This window comes from Micromonospora sp. NPDC057141, from assembly GCF_042670805.1.
GTDB lineage: Bacteria > Actinomycetota > Actinomycetes > Mycobacteriales > Micromonosporaceae > Micromonospora.
The window spans coordinates 1-26,105 of sequence record NZ_JBHUVA010000070.1 but is presented as its reverse complement, the minus strand read 5'-3'; the positions used below and the strand labels follow the sequence as shown (position 1 = coordinate 26,105).

21 protein-coding genes and 1 pseudogene are annotated in these 26,105 nt (G+C 76.3%); 8 read left to right on the top strand and 14 right to left on the bottom strand.

All coding sequences use genetic code 11. The features are described 5' to 3' along the window. Positions 1–122: 122 nt before the first annotated feature. The gene (locus tag ACFT41_RS26010) at positions 123–2,411 is read left to right on the top strand and encodes an ATP-binding protein (protein WP_377587149.1); all 2,289 of its coding nucleotides are present in this window, start codon (positions 123–125) and stop codon (positions 2,409–2,411) included. An 11-nt stretch (positions 2,412–2,422) separates the two neighbouring features. Here the strand turns inward: ACFT41_RS26010 and ACFT41_RS26005 are convergent, their stop codons facing one another. From ACFT41_RS26005 to ACFT41_RS25995, 3 genes are read right to left on the bottom strand one after another with little or no spacing between them, the layout of a single operon-like run. Continuing rightward, a complete protein-coding gene (locus tag ACFT41_RS26005) occupies positions 2,423–3,004 on the bottom strand; it encodes a GerMN domain-containing protein (RefSeq protein ID WP_377587150.1) in 582 nt (193 codons plus the stop codon). Next, positions 3,001–4,392 carry a sensor histidine kinase gene (locus ACFT41_RS26000; RefSeq protein WP_377587151.1) on the bottom strand — a complete coding sequence of 464 codons (1,392 nt, stop codon included), beginning with the start codon at positions 4,390–4,392 and terminating at the stop codon, positions 3,001–3,003. Before ACFT41_RS26000 ends, ACFT41_RS26005 begins: the two co-directional genes overlap by 4 nt. Further along, positions 4,389–5,075, bottom strand: a complete 687-nt coding sequence (locus ACFT41_RS25995) for a response regulator transcription factor (protein ID WP_377587152.1) — start codon at positions 5,073–5,075, stop codon at positions 4,389–4,391. The genes ACFT41_RS26000 and ACFT41_RS25995 overlap by 4 nt, the downstream gene beginning before the upstream one ends. A 152-nt stretch (positions 5,076–5,227) precedes the next feature. On the opposite strand from ACFT41_RS25995, the gene ACFT41_RS25990 reads away from it, so the two are divergent. After that, on the top strand, positions 5,228–5,683 hold the full coding sequence (locus tag ACFT41_RS25990; protein ID WP_377587153.1) for an STAS domain-containing protein: 456 nt from the start codon (positions 5,228–5,230) through the stop codon (positions 5,681–5,683). Next, positions 5,680–5,949, top strand: coding sequence for a GlsB/YeaQ/YmgE family stress response membrane protein (locus ACFT41_RS25985; RefSeq protein ID WP_377587154.1), 270 nt, complete (start codon positions 5,680–5,682; stop codon positions 5,947–5,949). The genes ACFT41_RS25990 and ACFT41_RS25985 overlap by 4 nt, the downstream gene beginning before the upstream one ends. A 35-nt stretch (positions 5,950–5,984) precedes the next feature. Here ACFT41_RS25985 and ACFT41_RS25980 read toward each other — a convergent pair whose 3' ends face one another. The 11 genes and pseudogenes from ACFT41_RS25980 to ACFT41_RS25930 all read right to left on the bottom strand — a co-directional run bounded on the left by ACFT41_RS25980 (position 5,985) and on the right by ACFT41_RS25930 (position 18,478). Beyond that, positions 5,985–8,636, bottom strand: coding sequence for an ATP-binding cassette domain-containing protein (locus ACFT41_RS25980; protein ID WP_377587155.1), 2,652 nt, complete (start codon positions 8,634–8,636; stop codon positions 5,985–5,987). Continuing rightward, complete coding sequence (locus tag ACFT41_RS25975) at positions 8,633–9,583, bottom strand: ABC transporter permease (protein WP_377587156.1); 951 nt, start codon at positions 9,581–9,583, stop codon at positions 8,633–8,635. The genes ACFT41_RS25980 and ACFT41_RS25975 overlap by 4 nt, the downstream gene beginning before the upstream one ends. Next, the gene (locus ACFT41_RS25970) at positions 9,580–11,145 is read right to left on the bottom strand and encodes an ABC transporter substrate-binding protein (protein WP_377587157.1); all 1,566 of its coding nucleotides are present in this window, start codon (positions 11,143–11,145) and stop codon (positions 9,580–9,582) included. Before ACFT41_RS25970 ends, ACFT41_RS25975 begins: the two co-directional genes overlap by 4 nt. A 105-nt stretch (positions 11,146–11,250) precedes the next feature. Continuing rightward, entirely contained in the window at positions 11,251–12,063 is an 813-nt protein-coding gene (locus ACFT41_RS25965) for a methyltransferase domain-containing protein (protein WP_377587158.1), read from the bottom strand. Continuing rightward, positions 12,060–13,307: an MFS transporter gene (locus tag ACFT41_RS25960; protein ID WP_377587159.1), complete on the bottom strand. Its 1,248-nt coding sequence runs from the start codon at positions 13,305–13,307 to the stop codon at positions 12,060–12,062. The genes ACFT41_RS25965 and ACFT41_RS25960 overlap by 4 nt, the downstream gene beginning before the upstream one ends. Then, the gene (locus ACFT41_RS25955) at positions 13,304–14,428 is read right to left on the bottom strand and encodes an enolase C-terminal domain-like protein (RefSeq protein ID WP_377587160.1); all 1,125 of its coding nucleotides are present in this window, start codon (positions 14,426–14,428) and stop codon (positions 13,304–13,306) included. The genes ACFT41_RS25960 and ACFT41_RS25955 overlap by 4 nt, the downstream gene beginning before the upstream one ends. Further along, a complete protein-coding gene (locus ACFT41_RS25950) occupies positions 14,425–15,498 on the bottom strand; it encodes a PLP-dependent cysteine synthase family protein (protein WP_377587161.1) in 1,074 nt (357 codons plus the stop codon). Before ACFT41_RS25950 ends, ACFT41_RS25955 begins: the two co-directional genes overlap by 4 nt. Next, positions 15,495–16,346, bottom strand: coding sequence for a Rossmann-like domain-containing protein (locus ACFT41_RS25945; RefSeq protein ID WP_377587162.1), 852 nt, complete (start codon positions 16,344–16,346; stop codon positions 15,495–15,497). The genes ACFT41_RS25950 and ACFT41_RS25945 overlap by 4 nt, the downstream gene beginning before the upstream one ends. After that, positions 16,343–17,617, bottom strand: a complete 1,275-nt coding sequence (locus ACFT41_RS25940) for an ATP-grasp domain-containing protein (RefSeq protein ID WP_377587163.1) — start codon at positions 17,615–17,617, stop codon at positions 16,343–16,345. The genes ACFT41_RS25945 and ACFT41_RS25940 overlap by 4 nt, the downstream gene beginning before the upstream one ends. Positions 17,618–17,730: 113 nt before the next feature. Beyond that, positions 17,731–17,889, bottom strand: a pseudogene (locus ACFT41_RS25935) (DUF397 domain-containing protein); the annotation flags it as partial. 43 nt (positions 17,890–17,932) lie between these two features. Then, positions 17,933–18,478 carry a hypothetical protein gene (locus ACFT41_RS25930; RefSeq protein WP_377587165.1) on the bottom strand — a complete coding sequence of 182 codons (546 nt, stop codon included), beginning with the start codon at positions 18,476–18,478 and terminating at the stop codon, positions 17,933–17,935. Positions 18,479–18,559: 81 nt separating this feature from the next. On the opposite strand from ACFT41_RS25930, the gene ACFT41_RS25925 reads away from it, so the two are divergent. From ACFT41_RS25925 to ACFT41_RS25905, 5 genes are all read left to right on the top strand, one after another. Then, positions 18,560–19,192: a hypothetical protein gene (locus ACFT41_RS25925; protein WP_377587166.1), complete on the top strand. Its 633-nt coding sequence runs from the start codon at positions 18,560–18,562 to the stop codon at positions 19,190–19,192. Between the two features lie 256 nt (positions 19,193–19,448). Beyond that, positions 19,449–21,569 (top strand): cellulose binding domain-containing protein, encoded by a 2,121-nt coding sequence (locus ACFT41_RS25920; protein ID WP_377587167.1) that lies wholly within the window; start codon positions 19,449–19,451, stop codon positions 21,567–21,569. Positions 21,570–21,848: 279 nt separating this feature from the next. Continuing rightward, a complete protein-coding gene (locus ACFT41_RS25915) occupies positions 21,849–23,588 on the top strand; it encodes an ABC transporter transmembrane domain-containing protein (RefSeq protein ID WP_377587186.1) in 1,740 nt (579 codons plus the stop codon). Further along, positions 23,585–25,318 carry an ABC transporter ATP-binding protein gene (locus ACFT41_RS25910; RefSeq protein WP_377587168.1) on the top strand — a complete coding sequence of 578 codons (1,734 nt, stop codon included), beginning with the start codon at positions 23,585–23,587 and terminating at the stop codon, positions 25,316–25,318. Before ACFT41_RS25915 ends, ACFT41_RS25910 begins: the two co-directional genes overlap by 4 nt. Before the next feature lie 217 nt (positions 25,319–25,535). After that, the gene (locus ACFT41_RS25905; RefSeq protein WP_377587170.1) at positions 25,536–26,036 is read left to right on the top strand and encodes a hypothetical protein; all 501 of its coding nucleotides are present in this window, start codon (positions 25,536–25,538) and stop codon (positions 26,034–26,036) included. Positions 26,037–26,105 lie beyond the last annotated feature (69 nt).

Here is a 26,105-nt window from a genome sequence, read left to right as displayed (position 1 = left end):
AGAGTGAGCGATCAGCTGAGGGCGCAGACCTGGGCGCCAGCCTGGGGCGCCACGGGGCGGGTCGCCGCGGGGCCACCGACCGCGACCGGGGCGGCCCGCACGGGGCGTGCGAGCATGGGGCGGTGACCGCAGCTCCTCGGGAAGACCCACCGGCGGAGGACCTCGCCTTCGGGCCGCTGCTGCGCACACTGCGGCTCGCCGCGGACCTGACCCTGGAGCAGCTCGCCGAGCGGTCCGGCGTCAGCGACCGGGCGATCAGCGACATGGAACGCGGCGTCAGCCAGGGCCCGCAGGCCCGCACGGTCACGGCGATCGCCGACGCGCTGGTCCTCACCCCCGAGCAGCACGCGGCGCTGACCGGCGCGGCCCGGGCCGGACGCCGCCGCGGGCAGCCGCCGGCCCAGGGGCGGTGCCCGCTGCCCCGGCGGGTCGCGGACTTCACCGGCCGCCGGGCGGAGCTCGACATCGTCCGGGCCCGGGTCGGGGCGGCCCGCCCCGGGCTGCCGGCCCCGGTGGTGCTGGTCAGCGGCGCGCCCGGGCTGGGCAAGACGTCCCTGGCCGTGCAGGCCGCCGCCGAGACGTCCGACGCCTTCCCCGACGGCCAGCTCTTCCTCGACCTGCGGGGGCTCGACGCCCGGCCGCTCACCCCCACGGCGGTGCTCGACCGGCTCGTGCACGCCGTCGAGCCGGGTGCCGGGCCGGCCCCCCGGGACGTCGACGACGCCGCCGCGTTGTGGCGCACCGTCGTCGGGGAGCGCCGGATCCTGGTGGTGCTGGACAACGCCGCCAACGAGGCGCAGGTGCGCCCGGCCCTGCCGGCGGAGGGCCCGGCGGCGGTGGTGGTGACCAGCCGACGCACGCTCGGCGGCCTCGAGGGCGTGCACCGGCTGCTGTTGGAGCCGCTGCCGGAGGCCGCGTCCGTCGCACTGCTCGCCGGGATCGTCACGCACCGGCCCGGGGACGCCGACGGGCTGCGCCAGCTCGCCCGGCTGTGCGCCCACGTGCCGCTGGCACTGCGGATCGCCGGCAACCGGCTGGCCAGCCGCCCCGCCTGGACGGCCCACGACCTGGTCAGCCGGCTGTCCGCGCACGAGCACCGGCTCGACGCGCTCGCCGTCGGCGACCTTCAGGTGAAGGCGGCGTTCGCGCTGTCGTACCAGCAGCTCTCCGGCATCGGTCGGCGGCTGTTCCGGCGGCTCGCGGCCGTGCCCGGCCCCACCACGACGGTGGAGCTGGCCGCCGTGCTGGTGGAGGAGACGCCGGCGCGCACCGAGGACGCCCTCGACGAGCTGATCGACCTGGGCCTGCTCCAGCAGGGCGGCGACGGGCGGTTCTTCCTGCACGACCTGCTGCGCCTCTACGCACAGGGGGAACTGGAGCGGGAGGAGTCCGCCCAGGACCGGGCGAACGCGCACCGCCGCGCGGCGGACTGGCTGCTCGACACGACGATCGTCGCCGGCCGGTGGTTCGAGCCCGCGTACGGCGCTCCCGCGCCCGACGCAACCCGGTGGGTCGAGCTGGACTCGGCCGACACCGCCCGCGAATGGCTCCAGGCCGAGGGCGAGAACTGGCTGCCTGCCCTGCGCCGGGCCGCCGCCGAGGGCGCCCACCAGCGGGTCGTCGACGTCGCCGAGTCCCTGCACTGGTTCTCCGACCTGTGGGCGCACTGGGAGCACTGGGCGGAGGTGTTCGAGCTGTCCGGCGCCGCCGCCGACCAGCTCGACGACGACCACCTGCGGGCGGTCCACCGGGGCTACCTGGCCTGGGCGTACATCTACCCCCGCAACGAGCCGGAGGAGGGGCTGCGCCAGGCCGAGCTGGCCTACGAGCACGCCCGCCGGGCGGGCGACGAGGACCAGCAGGGCTGGGCCCGCTTCTACTGCGCGTACGCGATCGCCCGGCTGGGCCGGTTCGACGTCGCGCTGCGCTACGCGCAGGAGTCGATCGCCCTGTTCCGGGCGGTACGGGACTGGCAGGGGCTGCCGCAGTCGCTGGTGATGCTCGGGCGGGCGCTGCGCGACGCCGGCCAGTACGAGGAGGCCCTCGCCGCGTACACCGAGGTGATCGAGATCGTCACCACGCCGGAGACCGCCCCGCCCCGGCACATCGTGCTGATCACCCAGCTGTCGGCGATGCAGGCGATGATCGAGCTGCACGGCGGGCTGGGCCAGTGGCAACGCATGATCGAGCTGGCCGACGAGGCGCTGCGCCTCAACGAGGAACTGCGGCACCAGAAGTTCACCGTTGCCGTCCTGCGGCTGCGGGCCACCGCACACGAGGGGCTGGGCGACCCGCCGGCCGCAGCGGCGGACCTGCGCGCGACGATGCGGGTGCAACGGGAGCTCGGCGACGAGGTGGGCCTGCGGGAGACCGCGCAACGGCTCGACGCGCTCGGCGCTCCGGCGGCGTAGCGACCGGACGGTCAGCGGATGACCGCCAGCGCGGCGTAGTCGGTCGGGGTCAGCGGCTGCGCGGAGAGCGAACCGTCCCCGCGGGGCACCCCGAGGGGCCGGCCGTCGCGCAGGAACGCCACGGCGTCGACGTCGTCGCGGGCGGCCAGCGTGCAGACGATCTGACCGAACGCGAGCACCTCGTCGCTGCGGCCGGTGTCGTCGCCGGTCCCGTCGACCCGCACGCGCGCCTGACCGTCGGCGACGCCCACCACGCCGGCGCTCATCGCCCCCGGCAGCGCGCTGGTGAGTCCGCTGTCCCGCTCGGCGGCACTGGGGCCGGCGAGCAGGTCCCGCAGCTGGGCGTCGGCGTCGGGGGCGCGGCCTACCCGCCGGTCCACCGGGACCAGCCGGTCGTCCCGCACGAAGCAGAGCGTCACCGTGACCGGGCCGGCCGGCGCGGGGCCGTCGACCGTCGCGGGAGACGGGAACGGCCCGGGTGGGGCCTCGACGACCCGGGGCGTGTCCTCGGCCGGCACCCCGCAGGCCGCCACCGGGCACGCCGCCGCCAGGGCGAGCAGCAGCACGGCTCGCGCGGCGGCGCGGCGGCTCACGCCTGGCTCCCCGGCAGGCTCCCCGGCAGGGCCACCCGGAACCGTGCGCCCCCGCCGGGGCGGTCGCCGACGTCGACCGTACCGCCGTGCGCGGCGGCGTGCTGGGCGACCAGCGCCAGGCCGAGGCCGGTCCCGTCGCCGGTGCCCCGGGCGTGGGCGGCCCGGCCACGGACGAAGCGGTCGAAGATGGCGTTGCGGTCCTCTACCGGCACGCCGGGGCCGTCGTCGTCGACCTCGATCACGCCGGTGTCGCCGTCGCGCGACAGCCGCACCGCCACCGGGCCCGCCCCGTAGCGCACCGCGTTGTCGAGCAGGTTGGCGAGCACCTGCGCGACGCGGCGTCGCTCCACCCGCCAGGTGGCCGGGGTGCCGGCCGCGAGGCGGACCAGCGTGGGCGGCAGGTCGTGGGCGGCGCAGGCCCGCCGGGCCAGGTCGGCCACGTCGACCGGGGCGCGGTGGGCGGGCTGGTCGCTGCGGGACAGGTCGATGAGGTCGTTGACCAACCGCTGGAACCGGTCGATCTCGTCGGCGACGAGGCCGGCGGCCATGGCGGTGCGCTCGTCGTGGTGTGCCCGCCGCCGCTGCAGCACGCTGGCCGCCGCGGCGAGGGTCTGCAGCGGCGAGCGCAGCTCGTGGCTGACGTCGGCGGCGAAGCGGCGGTCCCGCTCGATCCGGCGGGCCAGCTGGTCGACCATGTGGTTGAACGAGGTGGACAGCCGGGTCAGGTCCGGGTCGGTGGCCGGGTCGAGGCGGGCGGTGACGTCACCGGCGGCGATCTTCTCCGCGGCATCCGCGACCGCCGTGAGCGGACGCAGCCCGTGCCGGGTCGCGTACCAGCCCAGGGCCGCCCCGGAGCCGGCCACGATGATGGCCACCGCCGTCAGGGCCAGCGCCAGCGCCTGGAACGTGCGTTCCAGCTCCCACAGCGAGTTGACCTCGTAGTACGTCGCCGAGCCGGACAGCGGCACCCCGACCAGCAGGGCGGTCTGGCCGTCGACCCGGACCCGCTGCACGGCCGGCCGCCCCGAGCCGACGAGTTGTTGCAGCTCCGGCGGGATGGCCGCGGTGAGGCCCGAGTCGGCGATGCGGGCGTGCCACCTGCCGTCGAGGTGCAGCAGCGCCCGCCTGCTGCTGCCGGTGTCCAGTGACCGTAGCACCTCCACCACGTCGGGGGCGTCGGTGTCCAGGCCGCTGCGCACCACGGTGGCGTCGAAGTACGCGGCCCGCACGGCGGTGCGTTCCCGTTCGTCGATCAGCGACTGGCGGGTCAGCTCGTACGAGATCAGGGCCATCGACGCGGCCAGCAGCAACGCGCCCAGGGCGAACGCGGCCATGACCCGGGCACGCAGGCCGAGGCGGAGCCGGGCCGTCCGGCGCAGCGCGATCATCGGCGCAGCTTGTAGCCGAGCCCGCGCAGGGTCACCAGGTGCTCGGGGTTGGCCGGGTCCGACTCGATCTTCTGCCGCAGCCGGCCGACGTGCACGTCGACCAGCCGCTCGTCGCCGGTGTCGTAGCCCCAGACCCGCTGCAGCAACTGCTGGCGCGACAGCACCCGGCCGGCGTGCTCGGCCAGCTCGCACAGCAGCCGGAACTCGGTGCGGGTCACCGGCACCCGCTGCCCGGCCCGGCGCACCTCGCCCGCCTCGGGGCTGACCTCCAGCTCACCGAACGCGAGGACCGGCACCGGCTCGGTCGCGGCCGGGACGGCGGCGCGGGCGCGGCGGCGCAGGGCCCGCAGGCGGGCGGTGAGTTCCTTGATCGCCACCGGCTTGACCAGGTAGTCGTCCGCGCCGGCCTCCAGGGCGGCGACGATGTCGTGGGTGTCGTCACGGGCGCTCACCACCACGATCGGCACGTCGTCGTCGCGGCGCAGCTGGCGGATGCACTCGAAGCCGTCGAGCCCGGGCAGCATCAGGTCGACCAGGACGTAGTCGGCGGGGTCGCGGCGCTGGGCGCGCAGCCCCTCCTCGGCGGTCGCCGCGCCCCGGGCGTCGTAGCCCTCGTCCTCCAGTGCGAGCAGCAGCGCCAGCCGGATGCGGTCGTCGTCCTCGATCACCAGTACGGCCGTCATCACGGCATCATCCCCAAGGCCGTTGCCCGGCGGCCAATCGTGCCCCGCGTGCGACGAATTTGTCACGCAACTGACACACGTCCGCGCGGTGCCCGCCAACCCCGGCCGGCACGGTGGCGGGGACCGGTCGGGCGAAGGAGAGGGGTACGGCCGTGACGACGCCACTGGCACGCCGGGAGTGCACGATCCCCCTGGTCGAGGTGGCCGTGACCGGGTTCGACCTGGCCTGCCTGCCGGAGACCGGCGCCGTGTTCGACCGGCTGCTCGCGCTGCGTCCCGCCCAGGTCGTGGTGGACCTGTCCGCCTGCCGGCACGTCGACGCCGCCGCCATCGGGTTCCTGCTGGAGGTGCACCGGCGGCTGACCCGCGCCGACGCGGTGCTCACCGTACGCGACCCGAACCCCCGGATCCGGCGCATCCTGCAGACGGCCCGACTGGACCAGGTGCTGCCGATCGTCGTCGGCGACGCGGCGGCCGGGTCCCCCGAGCGGCCCGGCCCGGTGGCACCGCCGGTCGGCCGGGCGGTCGTGCCGGGCGACGGGGGTGGCAGCCGTCGCCCGGCATCGGCCGGCCAGGTGGGTGCCCGCCCGTCGGCGCAGCGGGCATGACCGTCGCAGTGCTGGTCAGCGCCGTCGTCGTCGGGCTCGTGGTGGGGGCGCTCGGCCGGCTCGCCGTGCCGGGCCGCCGGAGCGCGCCGCTGTGGCTGCCCCTCGTCGTCGGTGTGGTCGCCGCCCTGGCCGGCAGCGTCGTCGCCCGCCTCGCCGGTGCGGACGGCCAGGGGTTCCGCCTGGTCGACGTGATCGTGCAGGCGGGGGTGGCCGGGGTCGGCGTCGTCCTCGTCGCGGCCACCACCGGCCGCTCCGACTCCGCCTGACCCCGGCACCCGACCGCCGGCCGCGCCCGGTGGTGTCACCGCCCGATCCCGACCTCGGACGGGTGCAGCAGCGCCCGGGTCAGCGGGTGCCGGGCGGTGGTGAGCAGGTCGGGCGCGGGCCCGGCCTCGACGATCCGCCCCGCGTCCAGGACGACGACGTGGTCGGCGAGGCGGGCGACGACGTCGCGGTCGTGGCTGATCACCACGAGGGCCAGCCCGTGGGTGCGGCGCAGCCGGTCGACGAGGGCCACGATCCGGTCCCGGCTGACCGTGTCCAGCCCCGAGGTGATCTCGTCGCAGATCACCACGCGGGGCTCGGCCAGCAGCGCCCGGGCCAGGGCGGCGCGTTGCAGCTCACCGCCGGAGAGCCGGTCGGGTCGACGCGCGACGACGTCCGCCTCGAGCCCGACCTCACCGAGGACGCGGCGCGCGGCGTCGCGGGCCCGGGCCGGCGGCAGGGCGCGCAGCCGCACGGCGGCCCGGGACACCTGCTCCAGCACCGACCGGTGGGGGTGGAAGCTGGCCCGGGCGTCCTGGAAGACGTACTGGACGGCGGCGAGGTCCGCGCGGGTTCGCCGGTCGAGGGTCCCGGCCAGCGGTCGGCCGCCGAGGCCGACCGTTCCGCCGCGCGGCGGGTGCAGCCCGGCGACGCAGCGGGCGAGCGTCGTCTTGCCGCTGCCGGAGCGGCCGACCACGGCGAGGCACCCGCCGGGGGCGACGGCGGTGGTGACCCCGCGCAGCACGGTACGGCGGCGGGCGCCGGCGCGGTGGGTGGCGATCAGATCGGTCACGTGCAGCGCCGGTGCTCCGGGCGGGGCGGCGGTGCGCGGCGCGGCCGGGGCGGCGGCGAGCAGGCGGCGTGTACGCTCGTCCCGGGGCGCCGCGAGCACCTCGGCCGTCGGGCCGGCCTCGACGACCGCACCGGCGTCCAGGACGACCAGCCGGTCGGCCACGGCGCGCACCAGGTGCAGGTCGTGGCTGAGCAGCACCACCGCCATCCCGGCGTCGGCGAGGGCACGCAGCTCGTGTGCGACGTCGCGGCGGGTGAGGCTGTCCTGCCCGGTGGTCGGCTCGTCGGCGACCAGGACGCGCGCCCTGGCCAACAGCGCGTGGGCGATGACGAGGCGCTGCTGCTGGCCGCCGGAGAGCTGGTGCGGGAAGCGCCGCAGGAACTCCCGGTCGGCGGGCAGGTCGACGCGGGCCAACACGTCGGCCACCGCCCGCCGAACCACCGCCCGCCGAACCACCGAACGCCGGGCAGCCGCCTCGCGGGCCACCGCCTCGTCGCCCGGCAGGCCGTCGGGTGCCTGCTGCACCGGCGGGGCGTGGCGCACCGCGACCTCGCGCAGCACCGCGCCGACCCGGCGGACGGGGTTGAGCGCCGCCGACGGCTGCTGCGGGACGTATCCGACGGAGCCCGGGGGCGGTGGGGTCGCCGGGGACACGGGACGCCCGGCCACCTGCACCCGGCCGATGAGCCGTACGCCGGGGCCGGCCTCCCCCAACAGCGCACGGCCGGCGGTGGTCTTGCCGCTGCCGGACCGGCCGACGAGGGCGAGCACCTCCCCCGCCGCCACCGTGAACGAGACCCCGGCGAGCAGGCGACGCCCGGCGACCTCCGCACCGAGGCCGGCCACCCGGACCGGGCAGGCGTCCACCGGGGACGCCGGCGTGCATCCGGCGGCGGCACCGTCGACGGCCGGCACGGCGACCCCGTCGTCGAGAGGCGCTCGGGCGGCGGGGACGCGCGGCCCCGGCGCGGCGCGGCGGGGAACCCCGTCACGGGAGGCACCGTCGCTGACAGCACCGCCACGGGATGCCTCGTCGCGCACGGCACCGTCGCGCACGGCACCGTCGTGGGCGGCACCGTCGTGGGCGGCACCGTCGTGGGCGGCGAGCAGCCGGTCGGCGACGAGGTTGACGCCGACGGCGAGGGCGACGAGGAGCGCGGCGGGCGCCAGCACCGACCAGGGTTGCAACAGCAGCCCGGCACGGTTGCGGTCCACCATGACCGCCCAGTCGGCGGCGTCGGGGGCGACGCCGACGCCGAGGAAGCTGGCCGTGGCCACGAGGTACAGCGCGCCGATGAACCGCACGCCCGCGTCGGCGAGCAGCACCCGCCGGCTGCCGGTCACGACGTGGCCGACGGCGCGCCGCCACCACGTCTCCCGGTACAGCCGCATCGCCTCCATGGCCGTGCCGTGCGCCAGCGGCAGCGCCGCGGCGCGGCTGATCCGGGCGACCTCGGGCAGGCCGATCAGCGCGACGATGCCGACCAGGGTGGCCGGCCCGCGCGGCGCGGTGGCCGCCAGCAGGATCAGCAGGATCAGCGAGGGCACGGCGAGCAGCAGGTCCAGCGGGCGCATGACCAGCTCGTCGACCCACCGGCGGCGGGTCAGCGCGGCGAGCAGCCCCAACGGCGCCCCCACCAGGTAGGCCAGGGCGGTCGCGGCGAGCGCCACGCCGACCACGGAACGCCCACCGAGCAGCACCTGGCGCAGCACGTCGCGCCCGACGAAGTCGGTGCCGAACGCGCCGCCGGGGTCGAACGGCCGCCCGCGCGTCGCCGCGTCGCCGGCCAGGGCCGGCCCCACCACGGCGACCAGCAGGGGTACGGCGAGCAGCGCGACGCCGACGGCGAGGCGCAGCCGACCCCGAGTGCGGTGGCGCCGACCGGCCGGGCTCACGCGGCCACCCCGGCGCGCGGGGCGAGCCGGAACGCCACCAGGTCGGCGACGAGGTTCACCGTCACCGCGGTCACGGCGACCAGCACGCACAGCCCCTGCACGGTGGGGACGTCGCGGGCGGTCACCGCGTCGACCAGGGCGGTGCCCAGGCCGGGGATGACGAACACCGCCTCCACGACGATCACCCCGCCGAGCAGCCAGTCGGTGGTGCGGGCGAGCTGCTGGGCGACGGGCGCGAGGGCGTTGGGCAGGGCGTGGACCAGACGCAGCCGGCGCTCGGGCACGCCGAGCCGCCGGGCGTGCGCGACGTGCTCCGCGCGCATCGCCTCGATCATGCCGGCGCGGGTCAGCCGGCTCAGCGAGCAGAACGGCCGGGCCAGCAGCACCGCCAGGGGCAGCACCAGCACGGCGGGCCGGGACAGCAGGTCGCCTCCGGTGCCGACGGCGGTGGGCGGGAACCAGGCCAGCCGAATGCCGAACACCGCGACGAGCAGCAGGGCCAGGGCGAACTCCGGCACCGCGTACAGGCCGACGGCGGTGGTGGACAGCGCCCGGTCGAGGCGACCGCCCTCGCGCCGTGCCGCGAGCGCCCCGAGCCCGACGGAGAGCGGGACGAGCAGCAGCAGGGTCGCGGCGGCGAGCAGCACGGTGGGCGCGGCGCCCGCGGCGAGGACCCCGGCGACCGGCCGCTGGGAGACCAGGGAGACGCCGAGGTCGCCGGCGGCCAGGTCGGCGAGCCAGTCCAGGTACCGCTGCCAGGCGGGCCGGTCCAGGTCGAGCTGGTCGCGCAGGAGGGCGATGCGCGCCGGGTCGGGCTGGTCGCCGGCGATCACCACGGCGGCGTCCCCGGGCAGCGCCTCGGTGAGGACGAACACGACGGTGGCGACGCCGACGACCTGCCCGGCCCCGATCAGGGCCCGCCGGGCGGCGTAGCGGGGCAGGCTCAACCCAGCCAGACCTTGTCGAAGCGCGCCCAGTCGAGGGTGTTGGCCGGGGCGGCGGCGGACACCCCGCCGACCCGGGGGCTGGTCGCCACGAGGAAGTCGGCGAAGCCCCAGACCAGGAAGCCGCCCTCGGCGTGCAGGACGCGCTGCATGTCGCCGTACGCCTGCCGGCGGGTCTGCTCGTCGGCGCTGGACACGGCGCGGGCGTAGAGCGCGTCGAAGTCGGGGCGCTGCCACCGGGTGGCGTTCGTGGTGGACGTGCTCAGCAGCCGCTGGGATACATGAGTCTCGATGGGCATGGCTCCCGAACGGTAGCAGGCGAGCACCCCGCCCGTCAGGATGTCCTTCCAGTAGGTGTCCTTGTTGCCGCTGCGCGCCTCGACGGTCAGCCCGACCTGCCGGGCCTGCTCGGCGAAGACGCTCGCGGTCTCCACGAAGCCGCTGGCCACGGGGGCGGTGTCCAGCGGGATCCGCAGCCCCCGGGCGCCGGCCCGGTCGACGAGGAAGCGGGCCCGGTCGAGGTCGGGAACGCGCTGGGCGATGTCGTCGGCGTAGTGCTGGTAGCCCTTGCCGTAAAGGTCGTTGCCGACCTGGCCGGCGCCGGACAGGACGGTGTCGACGAGCTGCTGGCGGTCGGTGAGCAGGAACATCGCCTCGCGCAGGTCCCGGTTGTCGAACGGCGGCCGGTCGACCTTCATGGCGAGGGCCTGCATGGTGCTGTTGGCCATCCGGGTGATCTGCACCCGCGCGTCGCCGGCGTAGGTGCGGGCGGTGGTGGGGGTGACGTCGTGCGCGTAGTCGGCCTGCCCGCCGAGCAGCGCGTTGATCCGGGCGGACTCCTCGTTGGCGATGAGATACTCCAGCTCGCCCAGGTGCGGTGCGCCGTCCCAGTGGTCGGCGTACCGGTTGAGCAGCAGGGACCGGCCCGGTTGGAACGAGCCGAAGGTGAACGGGCCGGAGCCGACGGGCCGGTCGAAGGCGTCGGCCCCCTCGGGCACCACGTACGCGCCGAAGGCCGCCAGGACGTTGGGGAACTCGGCGAACGGCCGGCGCAGCGCGAGTTCGACGGTCCGGTCGTCGATCGCCCGGCTGGCGCGCAGGTCGATCAGCTCCAGGCTGGCCCTGGCCCGGAAGGCGCGCTTCGGGTCGGTGATCCGGGCGTAGCTGTACAGCACGTCGGCGGCCCGCACGGGGCGGCCGTCGTGGAAGGTGGCCTCGCGCAGGGTGATCCGCCACCGGGTGAGGTCGGCGTTGGGCTCCCACCCGCTGGCCAGGCGGGGCCGGATCGACACGTCGGGGCCGTAGTCGGCGAGCTTGTCGAACATGGCCTTGGCCCGGGACGCCTCGTTGAACAGGTTCGCCAGGTGGGGGTCGAGGGTCTCCTGCGCGCCGCCGCCGGCGAACACGGCACGCAGTCGCCCGCCCCGGCGAGGCTGGTCGGAGGCGGTGTCGGGGGCGGCGTCGGCGCCGCACCCGGTCAGCAGGGTGGCCGACACGGCGGCGGCGCCGCCGAGCAGGCCGCGCCGGGTCAGTCGGGCGGCGGGGGTGGGGATGGCGGATGTCATGGGGGTGTCCTCCGGGAGGTGGGATGTCGGGGCGCGCGCGGGCCGGTCGGGCCGGCCCGGCGCGGCAGGGGTGAGGGCGGGCCGGCAGCGGTGTCGGCCGGCGGGTCAGGCCGGGTCGGGTCGGCGGCGGGCCACCAGGTGCAGCCGGTCGCCGCGCAGCGCGGTGGACAGCGCCGCGTCGGGCCGCCACGGCGGTTCGGTACGCGGACCCGGTCCATCGAACAACGTCAGCACATCGAAGCCGGCGGTGTCGAGCAGGTGCCGCAGTTCCTGGGGGAACAGCAGCCGCCAGGCCGAGGTCTGCACCAGCGGCTCGGGCCCACCGGGCCAGGTCCAGGCGCGCTCCCGGCGCAGCAGCTGCTCCGCGTGGTCGATCCACAGCCGGGTCCGCGACGTGTACGCGATGCCGCGCCACGTCACGGTGCGCACCGACGTGCCGTCGAGCAGTTCGGTGTTGCCGAGGAAGAACGCGCCGTTGCGCATCTCGGCCAGCAGCAGCCCGCCCGGGGTCAGGTGCGCCCGGCAGCGGGCCAGGAACGCGGTGAGGTCGGCGTTGGTGTGGCAGTAGAGCATCGCGCTGTCCAGGCAGGTCACCACGTCGAACCGGGCGTCGAGGTCGAAGCCGCGCATGTCGGCGGCCACGAACCGGACCCGGGGGTGCCGGCGGCGGGCGTGGGCGAGCATCGCCGTCGACGTGTCGATGCCCGTGGCCGCCCAGCCGAGCTGCGCGAGCCGCCCGGCGTCGCGGCCGGTGCCGCAGCCGACGTCGAGCAGCCGGCGGCCGGGGGGCGCGTGACGGCACAGCAGGTCGTCGACGAAACCGGCGGCGGCGTGCCGCGGGTCGGGGAACTGCGCCTCGTACAGCTCGGGGTTGTCGGTGAGCAGGTTGGCCCCGGCGCCGCCGGCTCCCCCGCTCATGCCGGCACCGCCGACGCGACGGGCGCGGGCGCCGGGTCGAGCCGGCCCCGGCGGTGCAGCGCCCAGACGGCCGCTGCGGAGGCCAGTCCCAGCCCGGCGCAGAGCAACCACGCCACGGCCGGCACCCCGGCGTCGGACCCGTCGTCCATGGCGCGGCCGACGGCGGTCGTCCCGGCTGCGGCGACCACCCCGGAGACCAGGTAGAACAGTCCGAAGTAGGTGCCGGTGAGCCCGTCGCGGGCGAACGCCGGGATCAGCTCCAGCACGAACGGCTGGGCGATCATCACCCCGACGGCGAGCAGCACGGCCGCGCCGAGCACCGGCGCGAGCCGGGCGGGGCCGGCAGGGCCGTCGACCGGCGCAAGCGGCAGTAGGAATCCCCCGCCCATCACCGCCAGGCCGAGCGCGATGGCCGGGCCCCTGGCGAGACGGTGGTGCAGCCAGCGGGTGACCGGCACCTGCCAGGCGAGGGTCACCACCGTGGAGACGACGAACAGCGACGCCACGGCCAGCGGATGCCCCCCGGACTCCTCCGCCTGCACGGGCAGCACCAGGTAGAGCTGGTTCTGGAGGGCGAACATCGCGCTGAGCGCGAGCGTGAAGGCGAGGAACCGACGGTCGGTGACGGCCTCGCGCCAGTCCCCCAGCACGCTCTGCCCGCTGCTGCGGGCCGGCTGCGGCGGCAGCACCAGGGCCTGCGCCACGGTCAGCGCCGCGAACACGCCGGCCGCGGCGAGGGCGGCGGCCCGGAAGTCGACCAGCAGCAGTGCGCTGCCGATCAGCGGCCCGAGCAGGGCCCCGGCGCTGGCGAACACGTTGAACAGCGCGAACGCCTCGGCGCGCCGGTCCGGGGCGGCTTGGGCGAGATAGGCCCGCACCGCCGGGTTGAACAGCGCGCCGGCCAGGCCGGAGAGCACGGAGGCGGCCAGCAGCGCCGGCAGCGACACCCCGAGGGCGAAGACGCCGAAGCCGACGGCGCGCAGCGCGCAGCCGGCGATGATCACCCCGCGTGCGCCGAGCCGGTCGGAGGCGGACCCGCCGAGCAGGAACATCCCCTGCTGGCTGAGGTTGCGCACGCCCAGCACCAGGCCGATCACGGCGGCGGAGAGGCCGAGGTCGTCGGCGAGGTAGCCGGCGAGGTAGGGCAGCAGCATGTAGAAGCCGACGTTGACCCCGAGCTGGTTGACCACCAGCAGCCGGATCGCCGGTGGGAAGCCGCGCAGCGTCGTCCAGGTCGCGGTCATCGGGCCACCGCCGGGTGGGCGGCCTGCGCGGGGTGGGCGGCCTGCGCGGGGTGCGCGGCCTGCGCGGGGTGCGCGGCCTGCGCCGGGTGGGCGGCCTGCGCCGGGCGCACGCCGAGGCCGGGCCCGTCGGGGGTACGCAGGGTGCCGTCGGCGCCGCCGATGCCGGTCCACGGGTCGTCGGCGAGCAGCAGGTGCCCGTCGAGGTCGACCCAGCGGGCGTGACCGGCCAGGTGCAGCGCCGGGGCGATGCCGAGCGTGCTGGCGACCAGGCAGCCGAGCATGACATCCATGCCGTACCCGGTCGCGGCGACGATCAGCCGGTGTGCGGCGGTGATCCCGCCACACTTGGCGAGCTTGACGTTGACCCCGGCGACGGCCCCGGCGAGGCGGTGCACGTCGGCGACGGTCGCGACGTCCTCGTCGGCGACGACGGGCACCGTGACCCGCGCGCCGATCCAGGCCAGGGCGTCCGGGTCGCCGGGCGGGACGGGCTGCTCGACGGCGTCCACGGCGCAGGCGGCGACGGCGTCGAGGACCCGGACGGTCCGCTCGGGCGTCCACGCCCCGTTGGGGTCGAGCAGCAGCCGGGCCGCCGGGGCGGCGGCGCGCACGGCGGTGATCCGGGCGACGTCGTCGTCCGCCCCGGCCTTGAGCTTCAGTACCGTGAAGCCGGCAGCCACCAGCCGCCGCGCGGCGGCCGCGGCGTCGGCGGGCGGCACCAGCCCGATCGTGTACGCGGTCGCGGCCGTGGCCCGCGCGGGGGCGTCGACGAGCCGCCAGACGGGCACACCGGCGCGCTGCCCGACGAGGTCGTGCACGGCGGCGTCGAGCGCGCCCAGCACCCCCGGCACCTCGGGCAGCGCGGCGGCCAGCGCCGGCAGGTCGGCGCGCAGCGCCTCCGGGTCGGCGTGCCCGGTCACCCGGGGGCGCAGCGCGGTCAGCGCCTCGTCGATGCGGCCCAGGTCGAGGCGCTGGTACGTGCTGGTGACGACCTCGCCGTGGCCGGTGACGCCGTCGTGGGTCAGCCGCACGGCCACCGCGTCGCGGCGGGCCATGACCGACCGGGAGATGCGCAGCGGCTCGGCGAGCGGCAGCGGGTAGACCCGCCAGTCGAGGATCATGCCGGCACCCGCTGTCCTCGGGCCGGCTCGGCGGTCCGGCGGTGCGGGTCGATGACGGTGCGGCACCGGCTCCACCGGGTGACCTCCACCGCCCGGGGGTGGGGTATCTCGACGGGGTGGCCCCGGGTGGGGCCGAGCAGCCCCCGCACCGCGCAGTACTCGTCGTCGAAGATGGAGTCGAGGTAGCGGTGCGGGCCGTCGGGGAAGACGGCGAGGACCCGCGCGCCGGGCTGGGTCCGGGCCGCCCAGGCGGCGACCCGGGCGGTCGCGCCGGTGCTCCACCCGCCGGTGACGAACGCGTGCCGGGCCAGCCGCCGGCAGGTCTCCACGGCCTCGGCCGGGCCGACCCAGTGCACCTCGTCGAAGGCGGCGTAGTCGACGTTGCGGGGGTGGATGCTGCTGCCGAGGCCGCGCATCAGCCGGGCGCGGGCGGGCTGGCCGAAGATGGTGGAGCCGACGGTGTCCACGCCGACCAGGCGCAGCCGGGGCCAGTGCCGGCGCAGCGCGCGGGCCAGGCCTGCGCTGTGCCCGCCGGTGCCGACGCTGCACACCAGCGTGTCCACGGCGTCGACCTGGGCGACGATCTCCTCGGCGAGCCCGGCGTAGCCGGCCGCGTTGTCGGGGTTGTGGTACTGGTCGGGCCAGTACGCCCCGGGCAGCGCGGCCCGGACCCGGCGCAGCCGGTCCAGGCGGGCCTGCTGCCAGCCGCCGACCGGGTGCGGTGCGTCCACCACCTCCAGCCGGGCCCCGTGGGCGCGCAGCAGCGCCCGCATGGACGGCTCCAGCTCCCGGTCGACGACCAGCACCACCGGGTGGCCGAGGGCCTGCCCGGCGAACGCGAGGCCGACGCCCATGGTGCCGCTGGTCGACTCCACCACCGGGACCCCCGGGGCCAGCTCACCGCGCGAGCGCGCCCCGACCAGCATGGACACGGCGGCGCGGGCCTTCATCCCGCCGGGGCTCAGGCACTCCACCTTGGCCCGGAAGCCGGGGTGCGGGTGCGGCAGCGGGGCGTCCACGAGGACCACCGGCGTGCCGCCGACCAGGTTGAGCAGCTGCGGCGCGGTCATCGGCCCTCCCGGTCGGCGCGGTAGCGGTAGATCGGCGTGGGGCCGCCGTCGAGCCAGAAGAACGGGTACGGCTCCGCCGACACGGCGGTCAGCCCGGCGCCGAGGAACCACGGCAGCACCGCGCTGCCGGACTGGGCGAACGCCACCAGCGGGACGCCGGTCGCCCGGGCGTGGCCCAGCAGCGGCGCGAAGGTGCCGTTGCCCAGGGTCATGCCGGAGGCGAGGATCGCGTCGCAGCCCTCCAGCAGCGCCGCCGCGTCGGGCAGGCAGGGCTCGTCCCACTCGGTGCGCCCGCCGGCCAGGTCGCACGGCAGGTAGCGCAGGCCGCGCCGGCGCAGCTCGTCGAGCAGGGAGTTGACCACGCCGACGACCAGCACGGTGCGCCCGGGCTCGACGGGGAGCAGGTCGACCACGGCGGCGGCGCGGGCGGCCGACTTGGCCAGCGACGTCCCGGCGGGCACGGTCACCACGTCGGTCGCCGCGCCCGCGTGCGGGCGCACCCCCATCAGGTACGCGTCGAGCGCGGCGACCCGCACCGGCAGGCTCGGGTGGGCCAGCAGCCGCGCCACGGTGCCGCCCACGCAGTCGTACGCGACGTCGTCGGGCAGCTCGCCGGGCTCCACGGCGCAGGAGCCGACGGCGGCACCGACCCGCAGGCTGAGCACGTGGTTGCGGTAGCCCCGGGCGCGGCCGGCGTGCCGGGCACCCTGTCGGGTGACGAACCCGACGCTGACCCGCTCCCCCGCCGGGTCGGGGCCGAGCCGGCCGGCGAGCACCGCCGTCATCAGGTCGTCGAGGCTGTCGTGGGCTGCCGCGGTGACGGCGGGGCCGGCGGGCGGGGCGGTCACGCGGCGACCCCGGCGAGCTGGTCGGCGTACCGGACGTCGAGGGCGGCGACCAGTCCCTCGGCGCGGGCCCGGGCGCCCGGCCCCTCGGTGTCGACGGTCATGACGTGGCCGAGGTAGGTGTTGTTGCTGCTGGCGTCGCCGGTGCGGTGCCCGGCGGGCTTGACCGCCCAGTCCACGACGGACGCATCGCCGGCCAGCCGGTCGGTGCCGGTGACCGCGTCGACGGTGCCGGCCCTGGGCGGCAGCAGGAACGCGATCGCGGCGCTGCGTACCCCGGTGTCGACCGGCGTGGTGTCGGGGCGCTCGCCGAGGGCGAGCCGGGCGTACGCCATCGGCAGGTCGATGCCGGTGACCCGGCGGACGAGTTCGGTGATCTGGTTGCCGGCGGGCCGGGGGTTGACCTCGACCACGCGGGGGCCGGCCGGGGTCAGGCGCAGCTCGGTGTGGGCGACGCCGTGGGTGAGGCCGACGGCGGCGAGCGCGGCGACGGCGGTGTCGGCGGCCGCGCGGGCGTCGCCGTCGGGCAGGTCGGCGGGGAACATGTGCCCGCTCTCGACGAACGCGGGCGCGCCGGCGAGGCTCTTGTCGGTGACCCCGACGACCGTGGTGACGCCGTCGCAGGTGACCGTCTCGACGCTCACCTCCGGGCCGGTGAGCAGCTCCTCCAGCAGCACCAGTGGCACCCGGGGCTGCCGGCGGGCGTTGACGCCGAAGCCGGCCATCGCGTCGTACGCCGCCCGCAGCTGCGCGGCGTCGGCGACGGCGCGCACGTACATCCCGGCGCACAGGTCGACGGGCTTGACCACCAGCGGGAAGCCGAGCCGCTCGGCGGCGGCCACGGTGTCCGCCCAGCCGTCGGTGACCGCGAACGCCGGCCCGGGCAGGCCCGCCCGGCGCATCGCCTCGCGGGCCAGGTCCTTGCGGTACGCGCGGCGCACGGCCGCCGGATCCGGGCCGGGCAGCCCGAGGTGGGCGGCGACCTCGGCGGCGGTGTGCAGGTAGTAGTCGCAGGAGGTGAGCACCCCGTCGAAGCGCAGGGCGGCGTGCAGCCGGGCGACGTGCTCGGCGAGCGCCGCCGGTTCGTTGGTCTCGGCGGTGACCACGTTGTCGGCGGCGAGCAACGGGTGGACCTCGCCGGGTGGCGTCGCCCGCAGATAGTGGTGCAGGTCGCGGGTGAGGAACGTGAACCGGTGGCCGTCCTCCCGGATCGCCCTCGGCAGCAGGGCGCTCATCGCGCCCACCCAGCTCTCGATGACCAGCAGGTGACCCATCAACGACTCCCGTCCTGTTGCGGTGGCGGCCGCGTACATCTTGTTGGAAACGGTTTTCGTTGTAAAGTCTGCCACGCCGGTGTCGCGCATCCGTCGAAGCGCGAACGGGCGGGGCCCGCCTTCAACGCGGCCGCGAAGCTCCCCCACGCCGCCCCGGCGAAGGCCAGGGCCGGGCCCGCGACGTCCTTGGAGTCGCGTACGCCGACCGCGCCACCGCCGAGCCGCACCTCGACGCAGTTGGCGTTGTCGGAGCTGCGGGACGACTTGAACCAGTCACGGCGAGGGGTGCCTCTTGATCAACACGGGTGGGACGGCTCACCGGCCGGCTTCGAGTCGCTGCCGCAGGAAGTCGGACTGCGCCACGGAGCCGCCCCGCACCCCCAGGCTGTCACGGGCCGCCAGGTAGAACGCGTCGCGTCCGTCGTTGGCGCGGTGCAGCAGGTCGGCCAGGGACCTGTCGTCCCTGGCGAGGCCCCGGGCGAGGTTCTCGACGGCCCAGACCGCGTCCCGCCAGTTTCGGGCGGCGCGAACCGTCGCAGCGTCCCCGAGCAGCAGGACGTCCTCCCAGGCCAGAGTGTGCCGGACATCCGCGTCGGCCAGTCGGGCGAGCGCGGCGTCGCGGTCCGCTCCCGCCGGGTAGGCGTCCCCCGGCGCGTCGGCGAGCGCCCGGACCGATACCGCCTGAATCTCCTTGACCACCCGGGCGAACTGGGCGTACGCGTCGAGCCGGCGCTCGTCCCACCGCACGCCCTGGCTGCGTCTCCATCTGCCCCGATCGGCCACTGTGGTCGCCAGCACGGTGCCGAGGGTGCCGAGCAGGACGCCCAGGAGCGCGGGAAGTTGTGCAACCAGCGTACTCACGCGTACGAGGCTGCCACGCGGCGACAACCCGCCACCGCTGCGCCCGGGCGTACGCGGCGGCGGGTTGCCTATGATCCGGTGATGGCGCTGCTGCACCGGGCGGAGATCCGCCCCACGAAGCTCGAACTCCTGTCGGCCTGGCTGCCCCGTCGTGCGTGGTTCCTGGGGGACACCGACGCCGGCGTCGAGCGCGTCGCGGCGTACCGCTTCGACGATCCCGCCGGCGAGGTGGGGATCGAGACGCTGCTGGTGCGGGCCGGCCGCGGGCCCGTGCACCAGGTGCCGCTGACCTACCGGGGCGCGCCGCTGGGCGGGGCCGAGGCGTGGCTCGTCGGCACCTGCGAGCACTCGGTGCTGGGGCGACGCTGGGTGTACGACGCCTGCGGCGACCCCGTCTACGCGGCGGCCCTGGCCGGGGCGATCCTCGCCGGCACCGGCCAGGCGCGGGAGCACTTCGAGGTGGACGGCCGGCGCGAGGAGCGGGCGCCGAGCATGGGGATCGCGGTCGACGGGGCGGGCCTGGCCGGCGTGCCGGGGATCGGCGCGGTCGACCGGGTCGACGACGGCGACCCGACCCGCATCGTCACCGGCTCCGTCGAACTGGCCGTCCTGCGGCGGGTCGGCGACGATCCCGGCCTGCCCGGGGCGCGACTGACGGGCACGTGGGAGGGACAGCCCACGCCGCTGCCCCTGGCGTACGCGTCGCCGCGCTGACTCGGCCGCCCGGGACAAACACCAGCGCCGGCCCGCCACGCCGGACGGCAACGCCTTGAGCATCCGGGCACCGCCGTGAGATTCTTGTGCGTCGATGACCAGCCGCGCGCGGGGCTGACCGTCGTCCAATGGGCAACCGGTGGCCGGCGCGGCCTCCCGGGGGACGACGACATCTGCGACCAACGCCAGATCAGTCCGTCCCAGAGCCCGCCGGCCGACCCGGCGGGGCTCTGCCCGTGGTCAACGAAGGAACCGCATGAACAACCCGAGCACGTACGGGTATCCGCGTCACACCCCACCGCCGCGCCCGGCGCGGCCCGGCCGACGCCGCTGGACGGCCCTCGCGGCGAGCGCGCTGCTCGCCGCCGGTGCCCTCGCCGCGATCAGCCCCCCGGCCGTCGGCGCGGCCGTCGACCCGGTCGCCGTCACCGTCAACGCCAAGGCGGGGCTGGCCGGCGTGCCGAACACCGCGCTGGGCGTCAACCACGCCATCTGGGACACGAACCTGGGCACGAACGAGACGTCGGACCTGCTGCGCGCGGCCGGCGTCCAGATGCTGCGCTACCCGGGCGGCTCGTACGCCGACATCTACCACTGGAAGGACCACACCGCGCCCGGCGGGTACGTGGCCCCGAACACCGACTTCGACACCTTCATGGCCGGGGCGAAACGGGTCGGCGCCCAGCCGATGATCATCGCGAACTACGGCACCGGCACCCCGGCCGAGGCCGCCGACTGGGTGCGGTACGCCAACGTCACCAAGAAGTACGGCGCGAAGTACTGGACGATCGGCAACGAGAACTACGGCAACGGCCACTACGGCTCGGGCTGGGAGGCAGACAACCACCCGGACAAGAGCGCGACGTACTATGCGAACCTGGTCGTCGAGTACGCCGACGCGATGAAGGCGGTCGACCCGACCATCAAGGTCGGCGCGGTGCTGACCATGCCGGGCAACTGGCCGGACGGGATCACCGCCGGCTCCGACCCCGGCCCGTGGAACCAGGCGGTGCTGTCGATCGCCGGGCCGAAGATCGACTTCGTGGACGTGCACTGGTACCCGGGCGGCACCGCCGCCGAGTCGCTGGAGCGCACCGCCCACATCGACGAGGCGGCCCACCTGCTACGCCAGCAGATCGCCCGGTACGCGGGGCCGAACGCCGCCCGCATCGGCATGAGCTTCACCGAGCTGAACGTCGGCACGGGCCAGAACACCCAGCCGGGCGCGCTCTTCCTCGCCGACGCGTACAGCGAGCTGTTGGAGAACGGAGTGTTCACGGTCCAGTGGTGGAACGTGCACAACGGCATCGGCACGGTCTCCGAGGTGGCCGGCCACACCGACTACGGCGACTACGGGATGCTCTCCAGCGGCGGCTGCACCACCGACGGCACGGTGTGCGAGCCGCCGCTGAACACGCCGTTCGCCCCGTACCACGGGCTGTCCATGATGAACCTGCTCGCCGGCGACGGCGGCCAGTTCGTCCGGGCCGGCACGAGCGAGGCGCTGGTCACCGCGCACGCCGTGCGCCGGCCCAACGGGGACCTCGCGGTCATGCTGGTCAACAAGGACCCGGACAACGCCCGCCCGGTCACCATCGACTACGCCGGCTTCGCCCCGTCGGCCGCCGCGCCCACCGTGCACACCCTCACCAACGGCGCCACCGCCGTCGCCACCAGCCAGTCCGGCAGCGCGACCAGCCGCACCCTGCCGCCGTACTCGCTGACCACCCTCGTGCTGCGCCCGGACGCGGTCGTCACCGGGGCGCCGGGCGCGCCCGCGCAGCCCACCGTCGCCGACGTCACCGACCGGGGCGCGACGGTCTCCTGGCCCGCGCTGCCCCCCGCAGCCGGCGGGCCCCTCAAGTACGAGGTGTACCGCCAGAACGGCGCGGTCAGCGAGCAGCTCGGCGAGACCACCGCGTCCTCGTTCGCGGTCGGCAACCTCGTGCCGGGCACCCGCTACACCCTCAACGTGCTGGCCCGCGACGGCGCCGGCCGGCTCTCCTGGTCGTCGCCGCCGGTCACCTTCTCCACCGCCGGACCGGCGGAGAGCACGTGCGGCGTGCGCCTGCGCGACACCAACGACTGGGGCAACGGGTACGTCGGCACCGTCGACATCGTCAACAACGGCACGCACCCGATCGACGGCTGGACGCTCACCTTCACCTGGCCGACCACCTGGCAGCGGGTGGACAGCGGCTGGAGCGCCACCTGGGCGCAGAGCGGCCGGACCGTGACGGTCACCAACACCGCCGACAACCCGAAGATCGCCGGCGGCGGGGGCAGCACGAGCGCCGGCTTCGTGGGCGCGTACGCCGGCCCGAACGTCCTGCCCACCGCGTTCACCCTCAACGGCACCCCGTGCGCCGTGCTGTGACGCGCCCGCCGACCCGCCACGTCGGGGTCGGCTGATCGACCCCTCGCCGCCGGCGGGAGCCCTCGGGCCCGCCGGCGGCGCCCGGGCCGGCGGCGACGAGGCGTTCGCCAGCTTGATCGAGGTCAGCCGGCAGGGGCCCGAAACGGGGCGGTAAGCGGGCAGAGCGGTCGCTAGCCTGGGTCGGTGCCTCCCCGGATCCCCCACCCCGAGCCCGGTGTCCCCGACACGTCGGGGCCACTGCGCTACGTCTGGTGGCTGATCCGCTGCCAGCCGTGGCGGGTGCTGCGCGGCAGCGTGTTCGGGACGGTGTGGATGGTCGGGCTGTCGGTCCGCCCCTACCTGGTCTCCCGCGCCATCGACGACGGGCTGCGCACCGGCGACGGGCGGACGCTGCTGTGGTGGGTGGCCGTGATCGTGGCGGCCGGGTTCGGGCTGGCGTGGGTGGGCATCATGCGGCACCGCACGATGACGTTCATCCGGGAGGACGCCAGCGCCCGCTCCGCCGAGGTACTGCTGCACGGGCTCGCCCGCATCGGCGCGGTGCTCCCCCGCCGGCTCGCTGCGGGTGACGTCGCCACGGTCGGCGGGTACGACATCGTGCGCACCTCGCACGTGCTGACGCTCAGCGGCCCCGGGGTGGGTGCCGTCATCGCGTACGGGGTCGTCGCCGTGCTGCTCTGGTCGGTGGATCCGCCGCTCGCGGCGCTGGTGCTGCTGGGCGTGCCGGCGATCGCGGTGGCCGTCGGGCCGCTGCTGCGCCGGCTCGAACGCGCGGAGTCGGCCTACCGGCAGCAGCAGGGCGAGCTGACCACCCGGGCCGACGACATCGTCGCCGGCCTGCGGGTGCTCGCCGGGGTCGGCGGTCGCCACCTGTTCGCCCGCCGGTACGCGGCCCGCTCCCGGGCCCTGCTGGGCGAGGGCTACCGGGTGGGCGCGGTGGCCAGCTGGATCGACGCGCTGACGCTGACCATGCCGGGGCTCTTCCTCGCGGCCGTGGTGTGGCTCGCCGCGCGCACGGCGGCGAACGGCGACATCACCGTCGGGCAGTTGGTCGCCGTCTACGGCTACACGGCGGTCCTCGTCGTGCCGGTCTGGTTCCTGCTGGAGGGCAGCTACCTGCTCATCCAGGGACGGGTCGCGGCCCGCCGCATCGTCGGCCTGCTGCGGCTGACCCCCGACCGGGCCGGCGGGCCGGTGACCGCGACCGCGCCGGAGCACCCCGCCGAGCTGCGCGACCCGGCCACCGGGCTGGTGGTGCCGCCGGGCCGGCTGGTGGGGGTCGCCGCCGACGACCCGGCCGAGGCCGTCGCCCTGGCCGACCGGCTCGGCCGGTACGCCGCCAGCGACGTGACCTGGGGCGGCGTGCCGCTGGCCGGGGTCGACCTCGACGAGGTGCGCGCCCGGGTCCTCGTCGCCGACCACGACGCGTACCTCTTCGCAGGCACCCTGCGGCAGATCCTGCGCGGCCGGGCGGCGGCCGGCGACGCGGGCCCGGAGACGGCAGACGGCACGGGCACCGCCGCGGCCGGCACCGAGGCGGCCCGTGACAACGCAGCCGGCGACGACGCCGACGTCCGGGCCGCGCTGCACGTCGCGTCGGCGCAGGACGTGGCCGACGCGCTGCCCGACGGCCTCGACACCCCGGTCGGGGCCCGGGCCCGGACGCTCTCCGGCGGTCAGCGGCAGCGGGTGCGCCTCGCCCGCGCCCTGCTGGCCGAGCCGGAGGTGCTGATCCTCGTCGACCCGACGTCCGCCGTGGACGCCCACACCGAGGCGCGCATCGCGCAGCGCCTGCGCGAGGCCCGGGCCGGACGCACCACGGTCGTGCTGGCCACGTCGCCGCTGCTGCTCGGGCACGCCGACACCGTCGCGCACCTGAGCGCCGGCCGGATCGTCGCCACCGGCACCCACGCCGACCTGCTCGACCGGGACCGGGGATACCGCGCGCTGGTGTCCCGCACCGACGGCGCCGAGGGCGAGCACGACGAGGCCGTCGAGGGCGGGCGGGCGCGGCGGTGAGGAAGCTTCCGGTGGCGGGCCCTGCTGCCGTACGCCGGGCCGCCCTCGACCTGATCGCGCGGGAGCGGCGGGCCGTGGCCGTCGTGCTGGCGCTGCACGTCGCCGCCACGGTCGCCGGGCTCGGCGCGCCGTGGCTGCTCGGCCGGATCGTCGACGAGGTCTCCGGCGGCGCGGGCGGCGCCGCCGTGGACCGCCTGGCGCTGGCCATCGCCGCCTGCGTGCTGGCGCAGGGCATGCTGTCGCGGTACGCGCAGTACGCCGGGCACCGGTTCGGCGAGCGGGCCGTGGCCCGGCTGCGCGAGGAGTTCGTCTCCCGGATGCTCGCCCTGCCCGTGTCGGTGGTCGAGCGCGCCGGCACCGGCGACCTGGCCACCCGCAGCTCGGTCGACGTGACGACCGTCGGCACCACCGTACGCGACGTCGTGCCGACCGTCGTCATCGCCGGGACACACCTGATCCTGCTGTTCGCGGCGGTGTTCCTGCTCGACCCGCTGCTCGGCTTCGTCGCGCTGGCCGGGCTGCCGTCGATCTGGGTGGTGACCCGTTGGTACCTGCGCCGGGCCGGGCCCGCCTACCTCGCCGAGGGGGCGGCGACGGCGGAGCTGACCGAGGCGCTGACCACGACCGCGGAGGGCGCGCGCACGATCGAGGCGCTGCGCCTGGGCGCCGACCGCGTCGCGTACGGCACCCGACGGATCGCCGGGGTGTGGGCCGCGCGGCGGGCCACGCTCGCGCTGCGGTCGGTGTTCTTCCCCGGGGTGGAGGGCAGCTACGCGCTACCGATCGCCGCCGTGCTCCTCCTCGGCGGGGTCTTCCTGTCGCGCGGCATGGTGACCCTCGGCGAGGTGGTCGCCGCCGCGCTCTACCTCCAGCAGGCGGTCGACCCGCTGGACCGGCTGTTGCAGTGGGTCGAGCAGGCGCAGCGCGGCATCGCCTCGTTCGCCCGGGTCCTCGGGGTGGGGCTGGTGCCGCCGGAGCCGCGCGGCCGGGCCGACGCGCCGCACGGGCGGCGGCTCGTGGTGCGGGGCGCGCGGTTCTCGTACGCCGAGGGCCACGAGGTGCTGCACGGCATCGACCTGGCGGTCGAGCCCGGGGAGCGCCTCGCCGTCGTCGGGCCCTCGGGTGCCGGGAAGTCCACCCTGGCCCGGCTGCTCGCCGGGATCGACGCCCCGCACGAGGGGGCGGTGAGCCTCGGCGGCGTCGCAGTCACCGACCTGGACCCGGCAGAACGGCGTCGCCGGATCGCGCTCGTCACGCAGGAGCACCATGTCTTCATCGGCTCGCTGCGCGACAACCTCGCGTTCGCCGCCCCGGACGCCACCGACGCGCGGATGCGCGCCGCCCTGGACGCGGTCGGCGCGGACTGGCACGCCGACCTGCCCGACGGCCTCGACACGCAACTCGGCGACGGTGCCCGGGGCCTCGGTGCGGCGGAGGCCCAGCAGTTGGCGTTGGCCCGGCTGGTGCTGGCCGACCCGGACACGCTGATCCTCGACGAAGCGACGGCCGCGCTGGACCCGACGACCGCCCGGCGCACCGAGCGGGCGCTCGCGGCGATACTCGCCGGGCGGACCGTCATCGCCATCGCGCACCGACTCAACACCGCGCACGACGCCGACCGGGTGGCGGTGCTGGAGGACGGCCGGATCACCGAGTTCGGGGGCCACGACGAGCTGATCGCCGCCGACGGCGTGTACGCGTCGCTCTGGCGCTCCTGGCACGGCCAGTGACGCCCGACCGCGACGGAGCCGAAGATGCTGACCGCCTCGCCTGCGCGATTCGTGAAACCTGACGACGACGCGGCACGTCACACCTGAGCAGGGCACCGTTCGGGGCACTCGGCGGTCCCGCCGGGGCAGGTATGGTCCTGCAACGATCGTCCATGAAGGAGCCCATGTGCATCTGACTCATCCAGCGAGAACGCTGAGCCGTCTGCTGGTGTTCGTTATGGGGGCCACCGCGCTGGTCGCGGCGCCGGCCTCGGCGGCACCGGCGCAGAACTGGGGCCGACCGCAGCTCCCGCCGGCCTCCGGCTGGACCACCGTCCCCGGCGACGCCGGGGCGAAGTCGGGACCCGCCGCCACCGTCTACGGTGGCGACCTGCACCTGTTCACCCGGGGCGCGGGCGACGCCGTCCGGGTCGACCGCTACACGCTGGGCACCGACGCCTGGTCGGGTTGGGCCACGGTGCCCGGCACCGCCGGGGCGAAGTCCGCACCGGCCGCCACCAGCTACGGCGGCGACCTGCACCTGTTCACCCAGGGCACCAGCGGCACCATCCGCACCAACCGCTACAACCTCAGCACCGCGGCCTGGTCGGGTTGGGTCAGCGTGCCCGGTCCCGTCGGGGCACGGTCGGTGCCGGCGGCGGTGGTCTACGGCGGCGAGCTTCGGCTCTTCGTCCGGGGCGCGCAGCACCAGCTCCACCAGGCGCTGTTCGGGCTGTAGCCCGTCCGGCGCGTTCACCGGTCCGGGGAGGACCGATCGTTCCTCCCCGGACCGCTGCCCTCCCGGGAC